Below are 23,092 nucleotides of genomic sequence, written 5' to 3'. Positions count from 1 at the left end.
CTACCTTGCGACGACTGGGGGACGGTGTGATGGTCGCACTCTCCGTGACCGTCCCGCAAGGCGGACGGCGACGGTCCCACATCGGCCGGACATGCTCTGTTCACCGCGTGCGCAGGGGCGTTGAGCCCCTCACCGCCACGGCCCCCCGTGACCGATCCCACAACCCCGAAGGGCCGGCCACACCCGTGACCGACCCCTCGTACACCGCCCTTAGAACGGGTCGAACTCGTCGTACTCGCGCTGCGCGTCGTCGCGCTCCGCCTCGCGGTCCTTGCGGCGCTGCGCGGCCGGACGCGGGGCCTCGAGACGGTGGGCTGAATCCCTCCATGGCCACCACTCGCACCGCTCGGCCCCAGGGGGCCTCCCGGGCTTCGGGCGCCTGCGCCGGACTCCGTCCGTCGGGTCCGGCGCGGGCCCCGCCCCCTTAGAACGGGTCGAACTCGTCGTACTCGCGCTGCGCGTCGTCGCGCTCCGCCTCGCGGTCCTTGCGGCGCTGCGCGGCCGGACGCGGGGCCTCGAGACGGTGGTCCTCGCCGCGGCGGCCGAGCATCTCGGCGCCGGCCATCATGGTCGGCTCCCAGTCGAAGACGACCGCGTTCTCCTCGGAGCCGATGGCGACGCCGTCGCCGGCGCGGGCACCGGCCTTGCTCAGCTCGTCCTCGACGCCGAGGCGGTTGAGGCGGTCGGCGAGGTAGCCGACGGCCTCGTCGTTGTTGAAGTCGGTCTGGCGGACCCAGCGCTCCGGCTTCTCGCCGCGCACGCGGTACACGTCCTCGTGCTCGTCGTAGGTGACCGTGAAGCCGGCGTCGTCGACGGCCTTCGGGCGGATGACGATCCGGGTCGCCTCCTCCTTCGGCTTCGCCGCACGCGCCTTCGCCACGATGTCGGCCAGCGCGAAGGACAGCTCCTTCAGGCCGGTACGGGCGACCGCCGAAACCTCGAAGACCTGGTAGCCGCGGCCCTCGAGGTCCCCGCGGATCATGTCCGCGAGGTCCTTGCCGTCCGGGATGTCGATCTTGTTGAGGACGACGATGCGCGGCCGGTCCTCCAGACCGCCGTACTGCTTCAGCTCCTCCTCGATGATGTCGAGGTCGGAGACCGGGTCGCGGTCGGACTCCAGCGTCGCCGTGTCCAGGACGTGCACGAGCACGGAGCAGCGCTCGACGTGCCGCAGGAACTCCAGGCCCAGGCCGCGGCCCTGGCTCGCGCCGGGGATCAGGCCGGGGACGTCGGCGATGGTGTAGACGGTCGAGCCGGCGGTGACCACGCCCAGGTTCGGGACCAGCGTGGTGAACGGGTAGTCCGCGATCTTCGGCTTGGCGGCCGAGAGCACCGAGATCAGCGAGGACTTGCCGGCGCTCGGGTAGCCGACGAGCGCCACGTCGGCGACGGTCTTCAGCTCCAGGACGATGTCCCGGGCCTCGCCGGGCTCGCCGAGGAGCGCGAAGCCGGGGGCCTTGCGGCGGGCGGAGGCCAGCGCGGCGTTGCCGAGGCCGCCGCGGCCGCCCTGGCCGGCGATGAAGGTGGTGCCCTGTCCGACCAGGTCGGCGAGCACGTTGCCCTTCTTGTCGAGCACGACGGTGCCGTCCGGCACGGTCAGGACGAGGTCCTGGCCGTCCTTGCCGGAGCGGTTGTCGCCGGCGCCGGGCTGACCGTTGGTCGCCTTGCGGTGCGGCGAGTGGTGGTACTCGAGGAGCGTGGTGACGGACTGCTCGACGGTCAGGATGACGTCGCCGCCCCGGCCGCCGTTGCCGCCGTCGGGTCCGCCGAGCGGCTTGAACTTCTCCCGGTGCACGGAGGCGCAGCCGTGGCCTCCGTTACCCGCGGCGACATGCAGCTCGACGCGGTCCACGAAGGTGGTCATGGTTGTTCCTCCTGCTTTTACGGGAATGTCTACTGCTTAACACGCGAAAGGCGGACCTGCTTCCCGCCGGACGAGTCCGGGCGAGGAAGTGAGGTCCGCCTCCGCAGTGATCCGATCAGGCGACCGGAACGATGTTCACGACCTTGCGGCCACGGAAGGTGCCGAACTGCACCGAGCCGGGCTGCAGGGCGAACAGGGTGTCGTCGCCACCGCGACCGACGCCCGCGCCCGGGTGGAAGTGGGTGCCGCGCTGACGGACGAGGATCTCACCAGCGGAAACGACCTGACCGCCGAAGCGCTTCACGCCGAGCCGCTGGGCATTGGAGTCGCGACCGTTCCGGGTGGACGATGCGCCCTTCTTGTGTGCCATTGCTCAGTCCCTCTTACTTCGCAGCCGTCGGAATGCCGGTGACCTTGATCGCCGTGTACTGCTGGCGGTGACCCTGGCGACGGCGGTAGCCGGTCTTGTTCTTGTAGCGCAGGATGTCGATCTTGGCGCCCTTGTGGTGGTCCACGACCTCGGCCGTGACCTTGATGCCGGCCAGGACCCACGGGTCGCTGGTGACGGCGTCGCCGTCGACCACGAGCAGGGTCGAGAGCTCGACCGTGTCGCCGACCTTGGCAGTGGAAATCTTGTCAACCTCAACGATGTCGCCGACAGCAACCTTGTGCTGGCGACCACCGCTGCGCACGATGGCGTACACGCGGATCTCTCTCTCGCTCGAAGGGGAACCTCTGAAGCCAGCCGTCCCGGTCGAAACTGCACGGGCGGCCTCCCCCGCACCGCAAGCGGCCCGGGAGGTGAGTTGCTCAGTGGCTGGCGTGCACGTAGACACGCCGACGGTCAAGGTTACGAGGCCGGGCCCGACGGGTCAAACCGGCCCCCGGGAGGTCGTGGCGCGCGCCCCGCGCCACCGCCCGCGCCCCCTCTGCGCCACCGTCCGCGCACCCTCGGTGAACAGGGTGGACGACGTGTGTTCGGGATAAAGGCAGACAACCACCACCGGACACCTGACGGTACCCTCGACGAGGGGTTCCGCTCGGGTCCGATTAACCGTACGGTCCGTGTTCCTGCCTCGATCGTGGAGCTGCACCGTGCCGACACCCGAAATACCCGATGAACGGCTGGCGACCATTGCGCAGTGGGCCATCACCCGCATGTCCCGCGCCGAGCGGCCGCTGGTGGCCGAACGGATCCTCGGTGCCGCCGGACAGCGGGTGCGCGATCCCCGGATCAGGGCGGACATCCTCATGGACGGGGCCGAGGCCCGGCTCGCCAAGGGCCATGTGCCGCGGCACCTGACCAAGGCGTACACGGCCCAGCTGCAGCGCGCCGACGAGGAGCACGCGGCGGGCCGCTGGGCCGCCGCCGGCAGCGAGGCCACGCGGGCGCTGCTGCTCGCCTACCACCGGGTGCTGCACGTCGACGGCCTCAGCTCGCCGCTCGCCGAGCACCCCGACCGCTTCACCGGCCCGCTCCGCAGGAGCCGCGCAGCCAAGGCGCTGCGCCGGCCGCGCGGGCGCCGGGGGGCGGCCGAGGCTCCGCCGGCCGGCCGACGGCAGCGGATGCTCTTCGTCCACCACGACAACGACAACTTCCTGCGCCCCGTCATGGAGCGCTACGCCGACCACCCGGACGTGGAGGTGCGGGTCCTCGACACCGCCGCCGACCCCGTGGTCGGGCCGCTGGCGAAGGGCGTCACCCGGATCGTCCAGCGGGCGATGGGCGGCCAGGTCGCGTACGGCAAGGAGCTGGAGGCGGCGCTCCGCCCGCACCTGGACTGGGCGGACACCGTCTTCATCGACTGGTGCGCGATGGCGGCTGCGGTGTTCACCCTGGTGGACCCGGCCGACACCCGGATCGTCGTCCGGCTGCACAGCTACGAGGCGTTCAGCCTCTGGCCGCACATCGTGGACTTCTCCCGCGTCGACGACCTGATCTTCGTCAGCGAGCACCTGCGCGACATGTGCGTCGCGGCCGTGCCCGCGCTCAAGGAGAAGGGCGCGCCCCGGCTGCACGTCGTCGACAACGCCGTCGAGCTGGCCCCGTTCGCCCGCCCGAAGGCGGACGACGCCCGGTTCACGCTCGGCCTGGTCGGCGTGGGGCAGGTGGCGAAGGACCCGCGCTGGGCACTGGAGGTGCTGCGGCTGCTGCGGGAGAAGGACGAGCGCTACCGGCTGCACCTCATCGGCTCCCCGATGGACCCGGGCATGGGACCGGCGGCCGCCCGCTACCACCGTGACTACGCCCGCGAGCTGGCCCGCCTGGAGGCGGCCGGCGCGGTGCGGCACATCGGCCAGACCCCGGACGTGCCGGGCGCGCTGTCCGAGGTCGGCGTGATCCTCAGCTCCTCGGTACGGGAGAGCTGGCACCTGGGCCTGGTCGAGGGCGCGGCGAGCGGCGCGGTGCCCGTCGTCCGCGACTGGCCGTTCTTCGCGGCGCAGCCGCACGGCGCGCGGGCGCTGTTCCCGGACTCCTGGGTGGTCGCCACGCCGGAGGAGGCCGCGGCGCGGGTGCTGCGGCTGACGGCGACCGAGGAGGACTGGCGCAAGGCCGGCTCCGAGGCCGCCGCGCACGCGATGGCCGCCTGGGACTGGGCGCACGTACAGGGTGATTTCGACCAGCTGCTGCTGGCCGCGGACCGGGCCGTATGCTCACCTGACGGAGAGGCCGCAGAGGCACTGGGAAAGGCAGCAGAGTGAACTACAGGGTCCAGCCCACCGCGCAGGTCGACGAGACCGCGGAGATCGGTGCCGGCAGCAGCGTCTGGGAGCTCGCCCAGATCCGCGAGAAGGCCAGGCTCGGCGAGGGCTGTGTCATCGGCCGCGGCGCCTACGTCGGCACCGGCGTGCAGATGGGCGACAACTGCAAGCTGCAGAACTACTCGCTGGTGTACGAGCCGGCCGAGCTCGGCAACGGCGTCTTCATCGGCCCCGCGGTGGTGCTCACCAACGACCACAACCCGCGTTCGGTCGACCCGGAGTTCAAGCAGAAGCGCGGCGGCGACTGGGAGGCCGTGGGCGTGAAGATCGCCGACGGCGCCTCGATCGGCGCGCGTTCGGTCTGCGTGGCCCCGCTGGAGATCGGCCGCTGGGCGATGGTCGCGGCCGGCGCGGTCGTCACCAAGGACGTCCCGGACTTCGGGCTGGTCGTCGGCGTGCCGGCGCGGCAGATCGGCTGGGTCGGCAAGTCCGGCGTCCGCCTGGTCGAGCGCGAGGGCGAGCCGGGCGTGTGGGAGTGCCCGAGGACGGGCGAGCTGTACCGCGAGTCCGACGGGACGCTGACGGAGGCCTGAGCCCCGTTCCGCGACGTGACAAAGAGGGGACCGGTCCGCCGGTCCCCTCCGTCGTACCGTCACCCGGCCGGCGCATAGGATGGCCGGATTCCCCGCCCCCGGCGCCCCGAGCATGCGAGGCCGACACATGTCCCAGACCGACGTCCAGGTCCCCGACCGACTGGACACGAGCGACGGACCGCAGCCCGCCGGCCAGGCGGCCGCACCCAAGGCCGCACCGGCCCGCCTCTACGCCCTGGACGCGCTGCGCGTCGTCGCCGCGCTGTCCGTGCTGCTGTTCCACTTCACCGGCGTGGACGCGGCGTCCGGCGCGAACTGGGGCGTCAACCCGCGGGAGCTGTTCCCGTGGCTGTTCCCGTTCACCAAGTACGGCTCGTACGGGGTGCAGCTCTTCTTCATCATCAGCGGGTTCGTGATCTGCCTGTCGGCCTGGGGGCGGACGCCGGGCCAGTTCGTGAAGGCCCGGTTCCTGCGTCTGTTCCCCGCGTACTGGTTCTCCATCGTGGTGGCCCTGGTGGTGTGGCGCGGGCTGCCGGACGGGGAGCGCGCGGTGCCGTCGTTCAGCGACGCGCTGACGAACGTGACGATGCTCCAGGTCCCGCTGAAGGCCTCGCACCTGGTGGGCGCGTACTGGACGCTGTGGGTGGAGCTCACCTTCTACCTGCTCTTCCTGGTCGTGATCTGGAAGGGCCTGGACTACAAGCGGGTTTCGGTCTTCTGCTGGCTGTGGCTGCTGGCGAGCGTGCTGGCGCAGCAGGACCCGAACATCCCGCTGGCGGGCATCTTCGCGCAGCCGCTCAACACGGCGCTGTTCGTCGGCGGCATCGCGATGTATCTAATGTACCGGTTCGGCCCGGACCTGAAGCTGTGGGGTCTGCTGGCGGCGAGCTGGCTGGTGATGCAGAGCGACCTCATCGAGCACGCGGACGGCCAGCTGGCCAAGGGGTACGACCGCTCCCCGTACGTGGCGCTCGCCCTGGTGACGGTCTTCTACCTGCTGGTACTGGCCGTGGCACTGCGGAAGCTGGAGTGGGTCTCCTGGAAGTGGCTGACGACGGCCGGTGCGCTCGTCTACCCGCTGTACCTGCTGCACGAGGAGCTGGGCTGGGCCGCGATCCGCGAGATGTACGAGCGCGGGCTCGGGCCGTGGCCGACGCTGGCGATCACCACGGTGGGGCTGCTGGTGCTGGCGTGGCTGACGCACGTCCTCGTGGAGAAGCCGTCGGTGAAGTGGCTGAAGGCGGCGCTGGCGCGCGAGTCGGGCGCCCCGAAGGAACTGCCGCGCGCCTAGGCCCGTGCGTCTCCGGCGGGCGCCGTACGGCCCAAGAACCCCGTAGCAGAGTGGAATTCAAGCGTCCACCACGGCGGGTCGAACGCGATGTGAGCATTCTCCGAAGAAACTTCGTCGCCGGGTACAACCTCGAATGATCGAACTCCGTCTACCTCCCCGGAGTATCCGGGAGGCAGGAACATGGGGAATCGATCGCGCCGCACGGTGCTGGGGCTGCTCGGGCTCGGGACGGCCGGGGCCACCGCCTACGCACTGCGCGACCTGGGCTCGCCGGCGACGGCCGACGCCCGCGGCAGCGGGACGCCGTCGCGCGATGCCAAACCGTCGGTGACCGAGCCCGCCGTACCCGAGCCGTCGGCCTCCGTGCTGGCCGAGAACCGCCTGCCGGGCTCCCGGAAGTGGATCCAGTACCGCGACAACGTCATGTCGTCCAACGACAAGCGCGGCAACATCATGGGGTACGCGTCGACCACGTCGGCGGGTCACGGCGAGACGGTCGACTTCCACGTCTCCGTGCGCGGCAGCCAGAACTACCGAATAGCGATCTTCCGGATCGGTGACTACGGCGGCGCCGGCGCCCGGCTGATGACGACCAGCGCGCCGCTGAAGGGCGTCCGTCACCCGGTGCCCGAGGCCGACCCGAAGACCGGCGCCATAGAGTGCCGGTGGCCGGTCTCCTGGACCCTGCGCATACCCGCCGGCTGGATGTCCGGCCTGTACCAGGCCGTGTTCACCGCCGACGACGGCTACCGCAGCAGCACGCCGTTCGTCGTGCGCGAGCCGCAGCGCGCCTCCGACCTGCTGGTCGTGATCCCCTTCGCCACCTACCAGGCGTACAACATGTGGCCGAAGGACCAGCGCATCGGCAAGAACCTGTACCGGGGTTACCTGCCCGACGGGAAGCTCGGCGGCACCGAGAACCGCGCCTACAAAGTGTCGTTCGACCGCCCGTACTCCGGCAGCGGCGTGCCGAGCTGGTTCAACATGGACACCGGCTTCGTGCGCTGGACCGAGGCCGCCGGCTACGACGTGACGTACGCGAGCAGTCTCGACCTGCACGACGGGACGATCGACCCCGCCAAGTACCGCGCGGTCTTCTTCCCCGGCCACGACGAGTACTGGTCGATGCCGATGTTCGACGCCGCGACGAAGGCCTCGAAGGCGGGCCGCAACCTGGCCTTCCTCGGCGCCAACAATGTCTACTTCCACGTCCGGATGGAGCCCTCGGGCGCCGGCACCCCGAACCGGCTGATGGCCTGCTACAAGTCGGCGCACGACCCCACGCCGGACGCCGCGGGCCGCACCTCGCGCTTCCGCGAGATCACGCTCGACGGCCGCCACGCCGAACAGCAGCTGCTCGGCATCCAGTTCAACGGCATCGTGCCCGTGGAGAAGCCGGCGCCCCTGGTGATCAAGAACGCCCAGCACTGGCTGTGGGCGGGCGCCGGGGTGCGCGACGGCCAGAAGCTCGACGGCCTGGTCGGCATCGAGGCGGACGCCTTCGACCCGAGGGCCCTCGCACCGGCGGGCGCCAAGCGGACCCTGCTCGCCGAGTCGCCGTACCACGACTCGCGCCCCGAGGTCACGCACCGGACGATCCAGCACACCGCGCTCACCGAGCTGCCCAGCGGCGCGGCGGTGTTCGCGGCCGGAACGTTTCACTGGCCCATCGCCCTGGTCGACGACGACTCCTGGGGCAAGGAGAAGATCAAGGACCCGGCGGCCCGTGCCGCGATCCGCACGGCCACCGCCAACCTCGTCGACAGGATGCTCACGTAGCCCTGCCGTCCCCGGCCGTGCCGGGCCCGCTCCCCCACGGGTCCGGCACGCGAAGGGCCCCGCCCCCGGCCGTGGCCGGGAGCGGGGCCCTTTCGCGGTACGGGGGCGTCAGCCGCCGATGACGACGCGACGCACGCCGGCCCAGTTCGCCGGGTCCGTGGTGCGGCGGCCGTCGACCAGGACGGTGACGTCCGGCAGGTCGGAGGCGGCCAGCGAGCGGTACTCGGCGTGGTCGGCCTGCAGGATCGCGGCCGTGACCGTCTCACCGCGGTGGGCCGGCAGCTTGTGCGCCTCCAGCTCCTCGGCGGTGTACATCGGGTCCGAGACGAACGGGACCGCGCCGCGGGCCTTGAGCGCCTCGACGGTGCCGTACACGCCGGAGAACGCGGTCTCCTTCACGCCACCGCGGTACGCGGCGCCGAGCACGAGCACGTTCACGCCGGCCAGGTCGCCGTACGCGGCCGCCAGCAGGTCCACCGCGTACTCCGGCATCGCGGCGTTGGCCTCACGGGCCGAGCGCACGACGGTCGCCTCCGGGTCGTTCCACAGGTACATCCGCGGGTAGATCGGGATGCAGTGGCCGCCGACGGCGATGCCCGGCTGGTGGATGTGGCTGTACGGCTGCGAGTTGCAGGCCTCGATGACCTTCTTGACGTCGATGCCGTTCTTGTCGGCGAACCGGGCGAACTGGTTCGCCAGGCCGATGTTGACGTCGCGGTAGGTGGTCTCGGCGAGCTTCGCCAGCTCGGACGCCTCGGCGGTGCCCAGGTCCCACACGCCGTTCGGCTGCGGCAGGTCCTCACGCTCGTCGAAGTCGAGGATCTGCTCGTAGAACTCGACACCGGCCTTGGTGGAGGCCTCGTCGATGCCGCCGACGAGCTTCGGGTAGCGGCGCAGGTCCGCGAAGACGCGGCCGGTGAGCACCCGCTCCGGGGAGAAGACCAGGTGGAAGTCCTCGCCTGCGGTCAGGCCGGAGCCCTTCTCCAGCATCGGCGCCCAGCGGGTGCGGGTGGTGCCGACCGGCAGGGTGGTCTCGTACGAGACGAGGGTGCCCGGCTTGAGGCCCTTGGCGATGGCCTCGGTGGCGGCGTCCATCCAGCCGAAGTCCGGCACGCCCTCGGCGTCCACGAACAGCGGGACGACGACCACGACGGCGTCGGACTGCGCGACGGCGGCGGTGGTGTCGGTGGTCGCGGACAGCAGACCGGCGCCCACGGTCTCCTTGAGGAGACGGTCGAGGTCGAACTCGCCCGGGAAGGGCTCGGTGCCGGCGTTGACCAGCTCGACGACCTTCTCGTTCACGTCCGCGCCGATGACCTTGTGGCCCTTGGCGGCGAACTGCACGGCGAGCGGCAGGCCGATCTTGCCGAGCGCGACTACACAGATATTCATCGGGTCAGTTTCCTCTTCACACGGGACATCGTCTGGCGCAGTCGCTTGCCCACGCCGAGCGCCGGCTCCCAGAGCGGGGCCGTGGTGATCACGAGCCGCCCCTTGGAGTTCGCGGTGGCCGAGACACGGTACGGGACGGTCTCTCGCCAGCGCCGCGCGAGCGGCAGCGGGCGGCCGTCGGTCCGCACCGGGATCTCGTACGTCGAGCCTGCCACATCGAGATAGGCGCGGACACCGAGGGTGGCACGGGACACCTTCAGCGGGAACCGGCCGTGCAGCACGGTGCTCCGGCCGTCCTCGGCCGGCTCGCTGCGCTGCTCGCCGCCCGGGGCGGGCAGTTCGGTGCCGACGGGCAGCCTGCGGCCGCCGGCCTTGTCGGCGCTCTTGGGCATCGCCCGGTCGGCGAGCCGCAGCACCGCCGAGCCGGCCTGTCCGGTCACCGGGACGCGCACCGAGAGGGAGACGGCCAGGTCCTGACCGGTCTGGTCCCACTCGGCGGACACAAGTCCGGTGCCGGCGGACAACAGCTTGGGCACGGCCTCGCCGATCACCTCGAAGAGGCGGTCCGGCAGACCGAGTTCCGGGTCGCGGAAGCCGGGGTAGCGGACGTACGCCCGCTCGTCCTCCAGCAGGAACGGCGAGCCGTCGCCCTGGGTGTCGGCGGTGATCGCCTCGACCAGCCGGTCCACGGCCCCGGCCTGCGCCAGGGCGATCCGCACCCGGCGCTGCACGTCCATGGAGTCGCGCAGCGGCTCGGTGAAGTACTCGTCGGCGAGCTTGGCGATGCCGGCGCAGAGCTCGACCTGGGTGGCGCGGTCCAGCGACGGGAAGTCGTCCTGGATGAGTTTGGCGAGCTCCCAGGTGAAGTGCCGCTTGAAGACCCAGTCGCGCTTCGGTCCGGGCTCGATCAGCTCGGCGGTGTACGCCATGATCCGCTCGACGCAGTGCAGCCGGGCCAGGTGGTTCGCGCGGTAGGTGATGTTGCTCGCGTCGCCCCGCTTGACCGCGTAGTAGCAGGTGTAGTCGGCGACCACGGAGATCTTGCGGGCCTTGACGCACGCCTCGATGGTGAACGGCTGGTCGCTGCCGACCGGCATGTCCTCGGGGAAGCGCAGTCCGAGCTTCTCGACCAGCTCGCGGCGGAACAGCTTGGTGTTGGCCAGGGTGAACGGCAGGGCGGAGTCGTAGAGGCTCACGTCCGGGTCGTTCTTCTTGTACAGCGCCTGGTGCACGTACCGGCCGTTGGTGCCGACCATCTTGCCGACGACGACGTCCGACTCGTTCTCGTCGGCGCACTTCACGAGACGCTTCAGGGCGTCCTTGCCGAGGTAGTCGTCGGAACCTATGAAGTACACGTAGCGGCCGGTGGCCTGGTCCAGGGCCCGGTTGCTGGGCGCGGCCGGCCCGCCGGAGTTCTCCTGGTGGACCACCTTGACGGTCTTCGGGTACTTCGCGGCGAACCGGTCCAGTTCCTTGCCGCTGTCGTCGGTCGAGCCGTCGTCGACCGCGACGATCTCCAGCCGGTCCAGGCCGATGCTCTGCCCGACGAGCGAGTTCAGGCACTCGGTCAGGTACGGCATCGTGTTGTAGACGGCGACGACGACGGTGACGTCGGGGGTTCTCGTCGTCACGCTCCGGCCTCCGCGGCGCCCGGGACCAGGCGGGTGTACAGGCGGTCGAGGACCTCGGCCTGTGCCTCCCACGTCCAGGTGTCGAGCAGCCCCGGCTTGTCGTAGGCGGCCTTGTACTTGTCCGGATCGGCGAGCACGGCCTTGATCGCGCGCACCAGGTCGTCGATGTCCTCGGCCTTGCAGACCTCGCCCTGGCCGGTGGAGCGGGTGACCTCGGACATGGTCTTCACGTCGCTGACGACCAGCGGCAGCCGGGCGTGCGAGTACTCGAAGAACTTCGTGATCAGCGCGATCTCGTGGTTCGGCCAGTGGTGGATCGGGATGCAGCCGACGTTCGCCGCGGACAGGAAGCGGACCACCTGGTAGTGCGGCACGTACGGGACGGCGTGCAGCCGGTCCCCGACGCCCAGCTCGGCGGCGCGCTTCAGCAGCCCCTGGATGTAGCCGGCGGCCGGGGCGGGGACGACGAACGCCATGTGGACGCCGTCCAGCTTCGGCAGCGCCTCCACCATGTCGCCGAGGCCGCGCTGCGGACCGGGCGAGCCGCTGTAGACGACGAGCGGGACGTCCGGGCCGATGCCGCACAGGGCACGCAGGTCCGGGACGGGCTCGGCGTCCTCCAGGGCCGGGTCGGTCTCCACCGGGCGGTCGGGCGCGTTGAGGACGACGGTCGGCTGCTCGCGCAGGCCGTGGCGCTCCTTCAGCAGGTCGCCGAGGCCCTCGGAGACGGTGACGACGGCGTCGGCGTACGGGGCGAACTCGCTCTCGTGCGCGGTGTTGCCCGGGATCCAGTGGGCGTTGTCCTCCCACGGGCGGACGCCCGGCAGGAACTCGTGCGCGTCCCAGACCAGCTTGCAGACACGGCCCTTGGCGCGGGCCCGCACGGCGGCGCGGGCACCGACGCCGAGCATCCGGAAGTCGTTGGCGTGGATGAGATCGGGCTTCAGGGCGTCGATCTCGGCACCGTACGTCAGCTCGTAGTCCCAGAGCACCGGCTCCAGGCGGCGCCAGGCGCGCTTGCCCTTGGCGGCCTTCCACGTGGCGGTGAACGCGCGGTCGACCGGACCGCGCAGCGCCTTGCCGGCCTTCAGCGCCTGGCGGGACTGCCGGGCGCGGAAGCCGATCCACTTCTGCATGAACTTCGACGCCGGGCCGGCCACGACCAGGCGGGCCTGCTCGGTCTTCCGGAACAGCGGCGAACCGACGGCGTCCGGGACGACCTTCAGCGCGGCGCGCCGGGTCGCGACGTCCGCGCGCCAGGCCTTGGCCCACTGCTGGCGGTAGGCCGACATCGGGCCGGGCTGGTACGCGAACGGGCGGCGCAGCAGCGAGCGGTGCCGCTCGGCGTGCCGCTTGGCCAGCGGGGTCTTCAGCGGCAGCAGCTTGACCTCGGCGTCGCCGAGCTTCCAGGTGCGTCCGTTGCCGGAGCGCACCAGGCCGAGCAGTGTGACGTCCCAGCCGGCCGCGGCCGCGGACTCCGCGGCCTTCTGCACGCGCGAGTCACCCTCGACCTTGTTGTCGACCAGCATGACGACGCGGCCCTTGCGGGGACGAGGCGCGCCGGCACTCTGCGATTCCATGAACAGCCTTTCTGGACCGATCACTTGAGGAAGCCGCTCAGGACCTGGGCGGTCCAGGTTCCGTCGTGGTAGGTGTGGGCGAATTCGACCGAGTCACGGCCGATGCGGGCCGTGCCCTCCCGGTCGTCGAGGAGCGACTGCAGCACCTCGCGGAGGTTCTCGGGGGTCGCGCTGACGATCGGCAGCGCGCCCTCGGTGACGGCCTTGACCTCGTCGCTGATGTAGCCGACGACCGGCCGGCCGGCCGCCATCGCCTCGACGGCGAAGGTGCCGTAGCTGCCGGTGGTGAACTGGTCGAGCACCAGGTCGCTGCTCTGCACCAGCTCGCGCATCTCGGCCCACGGGATGCCCTCGGCGAGCTTGAACTCGATGACGCCCGCGTCGTGCAGCTCGGTGAGGAGCGGCATGATCCGGTCGGTGCCCTTGGTCCAGCGCTTGGAGGGGGCGTGCAGCACGACGGGCCGCTCGCGCTCCATGACCGGGTGCTCGCTCGCCCAGGACTTCACGTCGACGACGAGCGGAGCCCACTTGGCCGTGGGCAGGTCGTCGAGCAGGTCCGGGGTGGTGACGAACAGCGGCAGACCGGCCTCGTCGGCGATCTTCTTGTTCAGCTCGGCCTTGGCCTGGAGCTTCTCCGCGATGCCCTCGGGGGCGTCGTGGAACAGGGACCAGGTGTGCCGGCGCATGTGGTCGCCGGGGTGCCGGATGTCGCTGCCGTGGGCGAGCAGACCGACCTTGACCTTGGCCTGCTTGAGCGCGTCCAGGTCGCCCCGCACGGAGGAGCCGTTGAGGTAGCCGAAGACGGGCATGAACGCGTCGACGAGCAGGTGCGTGTAGCGCCCGACGACCCGCTCGACCTGCTGGAACTGGACGTCCAGCTCGCGCAGCCGGGTCGCGTCGACGTACACGTCGGCCGGGTAGTCGAAGGACTCGGGCCGCTTGTTCATCACGACCTCGACCGACACGTCGGGGTTGAGACGCGTGATGGCCTGCGCGTACGCGGCGCCCTGGCCGGCGTAGTTGGCCGGGCCGAGACCGAGCTTGACCTTCGTGTTGCCGAGCTTCTTCCAGACCGGCTGGCCGTCGGCGGTGGTGATCTCCACCTCGCGGACCGCGCCGGGGGTCTCCTGGACGGTCCAGGACACCTCGGGCCGCGGGCCGGGCGGGGTCTTCTTCGACAGCTCGCGGTACAGCTGGAGCAGCTTGCCGCTCTGCGCCTCCCAGGACAGGTCCGTCAGGACGTCCTCGGTGATCGCCTCGGCGAGCTGGTCGCGGTGCTTCATGGCACGGGTCGCGGCGGCGGCGAAGGTCTTGGGGTCGTCCCAGGTCCACACCTCGCCCAGGCGGTGCTCCTCGACGTACGCCTTGATGACCTTGACGTCGCTGGTGACCAGCGGCAGCCGGGCCTGGAGGTACTCGGAGACCTTCGTGGGAAGGGAGACCTCGCAGTTGGGGACCTTCTTGAACGGGGTGAGGCCCACGTCCGCGGAGGACAGGTAGTCGGCGACCTCGTGCTGCGGCACGTACGGCACCAGGTGGATCCGGTCGCGTACGCCGAGCGCCTCGGCCTGCGCGAGCAGCTCCTCCAGGAGCGGGGTCGTCCGGCCGACGACCAGCGCCAGGTGGTAGCCCGGCAGCTCCGGCATGCCGTCGATGACCGCGTCGACACCGCGCTCGCGGCCGATCCAGCCCGAGTAGACCATCAGCGGCACGTCGGGGCCGAGACCGCAGGCCGCGCGGACCGAATTGCTCGACTTGCCGCCGCCGATGACCTCGCGGACCGGCGAATTGCCCACGACCAGCGGCAGCTTGCGCAGCCTGTGGTCGTTCTTCAGCAGCTCCGCCATCTGCGTCGAGACCGTGACGACCGCGTCGGCGCGGCCGATGAACTCGGCCTCCATCGCCGGCAGGGCGTACGCCTGGCGCTTGTTGGGCCACTCGACGCCCTTGATGTACTCGTGCGCGTCGTACAGCCAGGCACAGCGGTGCCCGGCGGCCCGGAGCCGCGCGGCGCTGCGCGCGGCCGTGACGATCATGGTGGCGTCGTTGGCGTGGATGACGTCCGGCTTGATCTTCTCGATCACCGGGCCGAAGGCCAGGTCCAGGTCGACGACCTGCGGCCAGTCACGACGCCAGTCGCGCACCGGCGCCGGGTCCTTGGGCTTGCGCCGCTGCTCCCACTTGAAGGCCCGGACGCGGAAGCGGTGCACGGCCCGGCGGGCGCGCAGCAGCGCCTTGAGGGAGGTACGCCGCGGGGTGCCGGCCCAGCCGGCCTCGGCGGACTTCTGGCGGACCCAGGCGCGGTACGCGGCGCTGTAGCGATTCAGCGCGGCCTGGTCCTGGATGTGGAACTGGGTCGCGGCGGCGCGCACCGGGTGTGCCTTGCGCGCGTTCACCGCCCGGAGGTACTCCATGCCCACGGGAACCCGGATCACGTCGATCGGGCCCATCTTGGAGTGCTGGACGCGCTTGGTGTCGCTCCTGCCGATCAGGGTGACGTCCCAGCCGTCGCGGGCGGCCGCGACGGCGGTCTTCTGTACCCGCGAGTCGCCGGTGATTCCGTTGGCGACGATCACCGCGAGCCGCGGCCGGCGGGCTGGGGATTCCATGAGCTACTTCCTCCGGTGGAAGACTTACGTTCGGCGTCCCCGGCTTCCACCCTGGGAAGCCGGGGACCGGCGGGCAGCGGCCACCCGCCGCCGAGATGGGTCAGGCAGCTCCACCGCTGATGCCGTCGAGACGGACAGTAGTCCGGTCGGCGGCCGACTGGAGAACCGCCGCGGCGACCTCCACCGTACGCAGACCCTGGCGCAGCGTGCAGATGTCGGCGTCCTCGCCGCGCACCGCGTCGCGGAACAGCTCGTGCTCGACGAGCAGCGGCTCACGCTTGGCGATGGCGTAACGGATCATGTCGCCCTCGGACACACCGCGGAACGCCTGCAGCGCCTCCCACTCGGTCGCCTGGGCGGCGTTGGAGTAGAAGGTGAGGTCGGCGGTGAGGGTGTCGGCGATGAAGCAGCCGCGCTCGCCGGTGACCGAGGTGAACCGCTCCTTCAGCGGGCTCAGCCAGTTGACGAGGTGGTTGACCATCGTGCCGTCGGCGAGCTGACCCACCGCGGAGACCATGTCCTCGTGCGGACGGCCGGACTTCGACACCGTGTGGGCGGCGATCGAGGTGTACGACTGGCCGGTCACCCAGGCGGTGAGGTCGATGTCGTGCGTCGCGAGGTCCTTGACCACGCCGACGTCGGCGATGCGGTGCGGGAACGGGCCCTGGCGGCGGGTGACGACCTGGTACACGTCGCCCAGTTCGCCGGCCTCCAGGCGCTCGCGCAGCGAACGCAGCGCCGGGTTGCAGCGCTCGATGTGGCCCACGCCGGCCACCAGGCCGCGGGACTCGAACGCCTCGACGAGACGGCGGGCGCCCTCGACGGTGTCCGCGACGGGCTTCTCGATGAGCGCGCCGACACCGGCCTCGGCCAGCTTCAGGCCGACTTCCTCGTGGAGCGCGGTCGGGGCGGCGACGACGGCGTAGTCGATGCCGAGCGCGATGAGCTCCTCGACGGTCGACAGGACCGGAGCGCCCTGCGCCCAGCCGTTCTTGTCGCCCATCGGGTCGACGACACCGACGAGCTGGACGCCGTCGAGCCCGGCGAGCACGCGGGCGTGGTGGCGTCCCATGGAGCCGAGGCCGATCAGGCCGGCTCGCAGTGCAGCGGCAGTCACAGGTTCTCTCCCAGCGCGTTCACGGCGGTGACGATGCGCTCCAGGTCGTTCTCGGACAGGGACGGGTGGACCGGCAGGGAGACGACCTCGGCGGCCGCCTTCTCCGTCTCGGGCAGGTCCCAGTTGCGGCCGGCCTTCTGGTCCGGCTCCCAGTACGGCTTCAGACGGTGGATCGGCGTCGGGTAGTAGACCGCGTTGCCGATGCCCGCCTCGGTGAGCTTGGCCATCGCGGCGTCGCGGTCGCCCTTCACCCGGATCGTGTACTGGTGGTAGATGTGCCGCGCGCCCGGGGCGAGGATCGGCGTGACCACGTTCTCGGCGTTGATGTGCTCCGAGAGGTACGCGGCGTTGGCGATGCGCCGCTCGGTCCAGCCGGCGAGCTTGCCGAGCTGGACGCGGCCGATCGCGGCGTTCACGTCGGTCATGCGCATGTTGGCGCCGACGATCTCGTTCGCGTAGCGCTGCTCCATGCCCTGGTTGCGCAGCAGGCGCAGGGTGCGGGCGATCTCGGCGTCGGCCGTCGAGATCATGCCGCCCTCGAGCGAGTGCATGTTCTTCGTCGGGTAGAAGCTGAAGGTGCCGCCGGTGCCGAAGGCGCCGACCGGCGTGCCGCCCAGGGCCGCGGCGTGCGCCTGGCAGGCGTCCTCGACGACCGCGAGCTTGTGCTTGTCGGCGATCGCCATGATCTTGTCCATGGCGGCCGGGTTGCCGTAGATGTGCACCGGCATGATCGCGGCGGTCCGCGGGGTGATCGCGGCCTCGACGGCGGCGGGGTCGATGTTGAAGCTGCTCGCCTCGATGTCGACGAAGACGACGTCGGCGCCGACCAGGCGGACCGCGTTCGCCGAGGCGGCGAACGAGAAGGACGGGACGATCACCTCGTCGCCCGGGCCGATGCCCATGGCCATCAGAAGGAGGTGCAGCGCAGAGGTACCGGAGTTGACGGCGACGCAGTGGCGTCCCTCGACGACCTCGGAGAACTCCTCCTCGAAGGCGGCCACCTCGGGGCCCTGTACGACGCGGCCGGTGCGCAGAACGCGTACCGCGGCCTCGATCTCATCTTCACCGATGACCGGGCGGGCAGCGGGAATGGGCTGCTCGTTGATGCTCGGCATGGACGTCCTCCTTGAACACCGCAAAAGCTCTATGTGGCAGAGGTCTGGGGTGTTGCGGACGTCTCGCGAGGCCGCGCGTACCCCTCCGGCGCGATGCCGACGCCCTACCGAGGAATGCCGGGACCGGTCTGTCCCGGAGCCGGGTCGGTCACCGACCGTAGCCCCGGGGCGTAGCCCGCAGACGGCGGCGACCGGGCGTCACATTATCAGGAATTTCCTAGTCAATTTCGGGGCCGTTTACGTGGCCAGGCATCAATTCTGAAACAAAGTCCCTGTACCGTCCGGGCCTTCGAGAGCGGCGCCACAGGAACTTCAGCAGTTACTCACCATTCGTTCAGGTAAGACACGAAGGGCGAGTGACGGCCGTCACGAGACGGCCGTCACTCGCCACTCTCCGCTACTGCTCGGCTGCGGCGGTCTTCTTGGCCGCCGCCTTCGTGGCCTTCTTCGCGGTCGTCTTCTTGGCCGCGGTCTTCTTGGCCGTCGTCTTCTTCGCGGCGGCCTTCTTGGCCGTCGCCTTCTTGGCGGTCTTGCGCGCGGCGGCCTTCTTGGCCGGCGTGACCTCCTCCTCCGCCTCGGACGCGGACGCGGCCTCGGCGGCCTCCGTCGTGGCGGTCACCACGACGACGGCGGCCTCCTCCGAACCGGCCGGAGCGCCGGCGGGAGCGGTGGCCTTGCGGACGACCCGTCGACGGGCCCGCGGCGGGGCGGCCACGGGGGCCTCCTCGACAGGAGCCTCGGCGACGACCTCGGCCGGGGCGGCCTGGGTCTCGGCGACGACGACCGGCTCGGCCTCGGCGACCGGGGCCTCGGCGACCGGGGCCTCGGCGACCGGCTCCGCGACGGCCGGCGAACCGGCCGGGGCCGTCGCCTTGCGGGTGGCGCGGCGACGGGTACGCGGGGCCGGGGCGGCCTCCTCGACGACGGCCGGCGCGGCCTCGGCGACGACCGGCTCCGGCTCGGTGACCGGCTCGGTCACGACCGGCTCGACGATCTCGACCGGCTCGGCGGCGGGCTGCGGGGTCGAGACCACCGGAGCGGACACCCGGCGGGTCGCCCGGCGGCGGCCGCGGCCGCGCTTCGCGGCCTCCTCCGCCTCGGCGACGGAGCCGTACAGCTCCTCGTCGGGAGCGATGGGCTCGGGCAGGGCGACCGGCGGCGCGATCTCCGCGGCGACCTCGGCCTCGGTCTCGACGGCCTCGGTCTCCGCGACCTCCGCCACCTCGTGCTCGTGCTCGTGCTCGTGGACGTGCTCGGCGCCGCCGCGGCCGCGCTTCTTCGCCCGCTTGCCGTTGCCGCCGCCACCGTGGGTGGTCGGCTGCTCCATGTGCACGATCACACCGCGGCCGTTGCAGTGGACGCAGGTCTCGGAGAAGGACTCCAGCAGACCCTGGCCGACCCGCTTACGGGTCATCTGCACCAGGCCCAGCGAGGTGACCTCGGCCACCTGGTGCTTGGTCCGGTCCCGGCCCAGGCACTCCAGGAGGCGACGCAACACCAGGTCGCGGTTGGACTCCAGGACCATGTCGATGAAGTCGATCACGACGATGCCGCCCAGGTCGCGCAGCCGCAGCTGGCGCACGATCTCCTCGGCCGCCTCCAGGTTGTTCCTGGTGACCGTCTCCTCCAGGTTGCCGCCCTGGCCGGTGAACTTGCCGGTGTTGACGTCGACGACGATCATCGCCTCGGTCTTGTCGATCACCAGCGAGCCGCCGGACGGCAGCCAGACCTTGCGGTCCAGCGCCTTCATCAGCTGCTCGTCGATCCGGTACGTCGCGAAGACGTCGACCTCGCTCGTCCACTTGGACAGGCGGTCGGTCAGGTCCGGGGCGACGTGGTTCACGTAGCCGTGGATGGTCTCCCAGGCGTCGTCACCGCTGACGATGACCTTCGAGAAGTCCTCGTTGAAGATGTCGCGGACGACCCGGACGGTCATGTCCGGCTCACCGTAGAGAAGGGTCGGGGCGTTGCCGCTCTTCGCCTTCTTCTGGATCTCCTCCCACTGCGCCTGCAGACGCTCGACGTCACGGCGCAGCTCGTCCTCGCTCGCACCCTCGGCGGCGGTGCGCACGATGACGCCCGCGTCCTCGGGGACGATCTTCTTGAGGATGGTCTTCAGACGGGCCCGCTCGGTGTCCGGGAGCTTGCGGCTGATGCCGGTCATCGAGCCCTCGGGGACGTACACGAGGTAACGGCCCGGCAGGGAGACCTGGCTGGTCAGACGCGCGCCCTTGTGACCGATCGGGTCCTTCGTCACCTGGACGAGGACCGACTGGCCGGACTTCAGCGCGGTCTCGATGCGGCGCGGCCCGTTGGCCATGCCGAGCGCCTCGAAGTTGACCTCGCCGGCGTACAGGACCGCGTTGCGGCCCTTGCCGATGTCGACGAACGCGGCCTCCATCGACGGCAGCACGTTCTGGACCTTGCCCAGGTAGACGTTGCCGACGTACGAGGTGGCCTGCTCCTTGTTGACGTAGTGCTCGACGAGCACGTTGTCTTCCAGGACGCCGATCTGGGTGCGCTCGCCGTTCTGGCGGACGACCATGACGCGCTCGACGGCCTCACGGCGGGCCAGGAACTCGGCCTCCGTGATGATCGGGACGCGGCGGCGGCCCTGCTCGCGGCCCTCGCGGCGGCGCTGCTTCTTCGCCTCCAGACGCGTCGAGCCCTTGATGGACTGGACCTCGTCGGACGGCTCGGCCTTCTCACGGGCCGGGCGGGGCTCGCGGACCTTGACGACCGTACGGACGCCGTCCTCCTCGGCCGCCTCGGCCTCACCGGCACCCTCGCCGCTGCGGCGACGACGACGGCGGCGACGGCGGGAGCTGCTGGAGCCGGACGACTCGCGGCCCTCGGCCTCCTCCTCGCCCTCGGACTCCTCCTCCTCGGCCTCCTCGGCCTCGGACTCGGCGTGCGCCTCCTCGGCCTCCTCGGTCTCCTCGACCTCGGCGGACTCGCCGCGACGACGGCGACGGCCGCCCCGGCGGCGACGGCGGGAGGGACGGTCCTCGTACTCGTCCGTCTCCTCCGCCTCGACGGCCTCGGGCTCCTCGGCCTCGACCTCGGGCTCCTCGGCGACCGTGCTCGGCACGGGCTCGACGGCGACGGGCTCGCCGCGGCGACGACGGCGACGGCGGCCGGTCTCGGCGCGCTCGACGACCTCGGCCTCGACGGTCTCGACGACCTCGGCGGTCTCCTCCGTCTCCTCGTCCTCCTCCGGCTCCACGGCGGCGGCAGCGGCCATGGCGGCAGCGGTCTCCGGCGTCTGGAACATCGGCTCGGTGAACACCGGCGCCTGGAAGACGGCGACGGAGGGCCGGGTGGCGCGACGGCCGCGCGCGGGCTTCTCCTCCTCGGCCTTCGCGGGGGCCACCGGCTCGGAGGTGAACTGCGGCGAGGTGGCGCGGCGGCGGGTACGGCCACGGGTGGCGGCCTGCTCGGCGGCGGCGACCTCGGCGGCGGCCGGGGTGTCGACGGCGATCTGCTCGACGACGTCCTGCGGCAGCGTCTCGCCGGCGGTCTCGGCCTCGGCGGCGACCGGCTCGGGCGAGGTGACCTTGCGGGTGGCGCGGCGGCGGGTACGGGCCGGCGGCGCGGCCTCGACGACCGGCTCCGGCTCGGCGACCGGCTCGGCCTCCTCCGCCACGGCCTCGACCACGATCTCCTCGGCCACGGCCGGGGACGTCACGGGGGCGGTGGCCTTGCGGGTGGCACGGCGGCGGGTACGGGCCGGCGGCGCGGCCTCGACGACCGGCTCCGGCTCGGCGACCGGCTCGGCCTCCTCCGCCACGGCCTCGACCACGATCTCCTCGGCCACGGCCGGGGACGTCACGGGGGCGGTGGCCTTGCGGGTGGCGCGGCGGCGGGTACGGGCCGGAGCGGCCTCCTCGACGACCTCGGCGGCTTCGGCGGCCGGGGCCTCTTCGACGGCCGGGGTCTCCTCCGCCGGCGCGGCGGTGGTGGCCTTGCGGGTGGCACGACGACGGGTCCGCGCGGGCGGCGCGGTCTCCTCGACGGCCAGGGTCTCCTCGACCTCGGCGGCCACGGCCTCCGCGGCCTGCGGCGTCGCCTCGGGCGCGGTGGCCCTGCGGGTGGCACGGCGGCGCGGACGCGCCGGAGCGGCCTCCTCGACGACCTCGGCGACCGGCGTCTCCTCGACGACCGGTGCGGTGGCCTCGGCGGCCGACGCGTCGGCGGCGACCGGCGGGCCCGCGGGGCGGGAAGCGGCGCGACGCCTACGGCGCGGCGGCAGCTTGTCTCCGGGGGCGCTGTTGTTCTCGTTGTCTTCGTGCTGCTCGAGCATGCGGGCGGTTCTCCCGTCACGCTCCCGGGCGCCGCGCCTGATTCCGGTCCGGCGGCACGTCCGCGTGATGAGCGCGGTACCGCCGTCCGGGGCGCGGGCGCCGCACGGGAGCTCTGTGTCTGGCTCGCCGGTTCCGTACGCCCCATGCGTACGGCCTGGCGAAAGTCTCCTGGTCAGTGCGCGGCCCGACCCAGGTGGCTCCCGAGGTCCAGGGCTGCGCTACGACGACCGCTCCCTACGCGGAACCGGTACCCGGCGCCGTCGCCGGGGCGGTCGCGGCGGCCGTGGGTGAAGCGGCCGTGACTGCCTCGCGGTCGGGCGCGAGCGGGTCGGTCACCGTGCCGGACTCCTCGTCGAAGAGCCCCTGCGCCAGCCTGGTCACCGCTGCGGGGACCGGCGGCGCCAGGTCGGCCACAGCTCGGAGACCGGACAGGACGTCGTCGGGTCGCACGGCAGGTGTCACGTGCCGAACAACCAGCCGCAGTATCGCACAGGGGCCCTCCACCGGCCTATCAGCCGGTGGACGAGCCGCGGTGAGCTCCGCGACGGCGGAACGGGCGTCGAAGGTGCGCATGCCGTTCTTCGTCTTGCGCTGCACCTCGACCGTCTCGGCGGCGAGGAAGGCCTCGACGGCCTTCTGCGCGTCCTCGACTGCCACTCCGTCGAGCCGGAGCTCCCACACGGAGGCGGTGAGCCGGTCGGCGAGCCCGGAGGTCCGGGCCTCGACGGCGTCGGTGATGTCCAGACCGGCCGGGAGCGACTCGTCGAGCAGCGCCCGGAGGGTCTCCGGGTCGCGCGTCTCGGTGAGGGCGATCTCCAGGTACTCGGCCTCGGAGCCCGTACCCGTGGGGGCGGCGTTGGCGTACGACACCTTCGGGTGCGGGGTGAAACCGGCCGAGTACGCCATGGGCACCTCGGCGCGGCGCAGCGCACGCTCGAACGCGCGCTGGAAGTCACGGTGGCTGGTGAACCGGAGGCGGCCGCGCTTGGTGTAGCGCAGTCGGATGCGCTGCACCGCAGGTGCGGGCGGCGGGCCTTCGGGCTGTCGCTTGCCCAGTGGTTCTTCTCCTCGGTGCGGGGCGGGCGCGGGTGGCGCGCCGCCCTCGAAATGCGGT

Annotated in this window: 15 protein-coding genes; 4 read left to right on the top strand and 11 right to left on the bottom strand. The window is 71.6% G+C overall.

Annotation, left to right across the window (positions count from 1 at the left end; all coding sequences use genetic code 11):
* Positions 1–424 precede the first annotated feature (424 nt).
* The 3 genes from obgE to rplU all read right to left on the bottom strand — a co-directional run bounded on the left by obgE (position 425) and on the right by rplU (position 2,568).
* The gene (gene obgE / locus R2D22_RS24690; RefSeq protein ID WP_318106852.1) at positions 425–1,864 is read right to left on the bottom strand and encodes a GTPase ObgE; all 1,440 of its coding nucleotides are present in this window, start codon (positions 1,862–1,864) and stop codon (positions 425–427) included.
* A gap of 115 nt (positions 1,865–1,979) precedes the next feature.
* Positions 1,980–2,234, bottom strand: a complete 255-nt coding sequence (gene rpmA / locus R2D22_RS24685) for a 50S ribosomal protein L27 (RefSeq protein ID WP_318106851.1) — start codon at positions 2,232–2,234, stop codon at positions 1,980–1,982.
* Positions 2,235–2,247: 13 nt separating this feature from the next.
* Positions 2,248–2,568, bottom strand: a complete 321-nt coding sequence (rplU, locus tag R2D22_RS24680) for a 50S ribosomal protein L21 (RefSeq protein WP_114036861.1) — start codon at positions 2,566–2,568, stop codon at positions 2,248–2,250.
* A gap of 391 nt (positions 2,569–2,959) precedes the next feature.
* Between rplU and R2D22_RS24675 the strand changes: the two genes are divergently transcribed.
* The 4 genes from R2D22_RS24675 (at position 2,960) to R2D22_RS24660 (ending at position 8,230) form a co-directional block, all read left to right on the top strand.
* Positions 2,960–4,567 carry a glycosyltransferase gene (locus R2D22_RS24675; protein WP_318106850.1) on the top strand — a complete coding sequence of 536 codons (1,608 nt, stop codon included), beginning with the start codon at positions 2,960–2,962 and terminating at the stop codon, positions 4,565–4,567.
* Positions 4,564–5,160 carry an acyltransferase gene (locus R2D22_RS24670; RefSeq protein WP_318106849.1) on the top strand — a complete coding sequence of 199 codons (597 nt, stop codon included), beginning with the start codon at positions 4,564–4,566 and terminating at the stop codon, positions 5,158–5,160. Before R2D22_RS24675 ends, R2D22_RS24670 begins: the two co-directional genes overlap by 4 nt.
* A 127-nt stretch (positions 5,161–5,287) precedes the next feature.
* Positions 5,288–6,451 (top strand): acyltransferase family protein, encoded by a 1,164-nt coding sequence (locus R2D22_RS24665; RefSeq protein ID WP_318106848.1) that lies wholly within the window; start codon positions 5,288–5,290, stop codon positions 6,449–6,451.
* Between the two features lie 180 nt (positions 6,452–6,631).
* The gene (locus R2D22_RS24660; protein WP_318106847.1) at positions 6,632–8,230 is read left to right on the top strand and encodes a N,N-dimethylformamidase beta subunit family domain-containing protein; all 1,599 of its coding nucleotides are present in this window, start codon (positions 6,632–6,634) and stop codon (positions 8,228–8,230) included.
* 108 nt (positions 8,231–8,338) lie between these two features.
* Here R2D22_RS24660 and R2D22_RS24655 read toward each other — a convergent pair whose 3' ends face one another.
* The 8 genes from R2D22_RS24655 to R2D22_RS24620 all read right to left on the bottom strand — a co-directional run bounded on the left by R2D22_RS24655 (position 8,339) and on the right by R2D22_RS24620 (position 22,992).
* A complete protein-coding gene (locus tag R2D22_RS24655) occupies positions 8,339–9,622 on the bottom strand; it encodes a nucleotide sugar dehydrogenase (protein ID WP_318106846.1) in 1,284 nt (427 codons plus the stop codon).
* Entirely contained in the window at positions 9,619–11,202 is a 1,584-nt protein-coding gene (locus tag R2D22_RS24650) for a glycosyltransferase family 2 protein (RefSeq protein WP_411977164.1), read from the bottom strand. Before R2D22_RS24650 ends, R2D22_RS24655 begins: the two co-directional genes overlap by 4 nt.
* A gap of 47 nt (positions 11,203–11,249) precedes the next feature.
* A complete protein-coding gene (locus R2D22_RS24645; RefSeq protein ID WP_318106844.1) occupies positions 11,250–12,833 on the bottom strand; it encodes a glycosyltransferase family 4 protein in 1,584 nt (527 codons plus the stop codon).
* A 20-nt stretch (positions 12,834–12,853) separates the two neighbouring features.
* Positions 12,854–15,442 carry a glycosyltransferase family 4 protein gene (locus tag R2D22_RS24640; protein WP_318106843.1) on the bottom strand — a complete coding sequence of 863 codons (2,589 nt, stop codon included), beginning with the start codon at positions 15,440–15,442 and terminating at the stop codon, positions 12,854–12,856.
* A 100-nt stretch (positions 15,443–15,542) separates the two neighbouring features.
* Entirely contained in the window at positions 15,543–16,559 is a 1,017-nt protein-coding gene (locus R2D22_RS24635; RefSeq protein WP_318106842.1) for a Gfo/Idh/MocA family protein, read from the bottom strand.
* A complete protein-coding gene (locus tag R2D22_RS24630; RefSeq protein WP_318106841.1) occupies positions 16,556–17,674 on the bottom strand; it encodes a DegT/DnrJ/EryC1/StrS family aminotransferase in 1,119 nt (372 codons plus the stop codon). Before R2D22_RS24630 ends, R2D22_RS24635 begins: the two co-directional genes overlap by 4 nt.
* Positions 17,675–18,071: 397 nt before the next feature.
* Positions 18,072–21,977: an Rne/Rng family ribonuclease gene (locus R2D22_RS24625; protein ID WP_318106840.1), complete on the bottom strand. Its 3,906-nt coding sequence runs from the start codon at positions 21,975–21,977 to the stop codon at positions 18,072–18,074.
* 235 nt (positions 21,978–22,212) lie between these two features.
* Entirely contained in the window at positions 22,213–22,992 is a 780-nt protein-coding gene (locus R2D22_RS24620; RefSeq protein ID WP_318106839.1) for a TIGR03936 family radical SAM-associated protein, read from the bottom strand.
* Positions 22,993–23,092 lie beyond the last annotated feature (100 nt).

Origin of the sequence: Streptomyces sp. HUAS YS2 (genome assembly GCF_033343995.1) — a bacterium.
Taxonomy (GTDB): domain Bacteria; phylum Actinomycetota; class Actinomycetes; order Streptomycetales; family Streptomycetaceae; genus Streptomyces; species Streptomyces solicathayae.
This window is presented reverse-complemented; position numbering and strand designations above follow the sequence as displayed.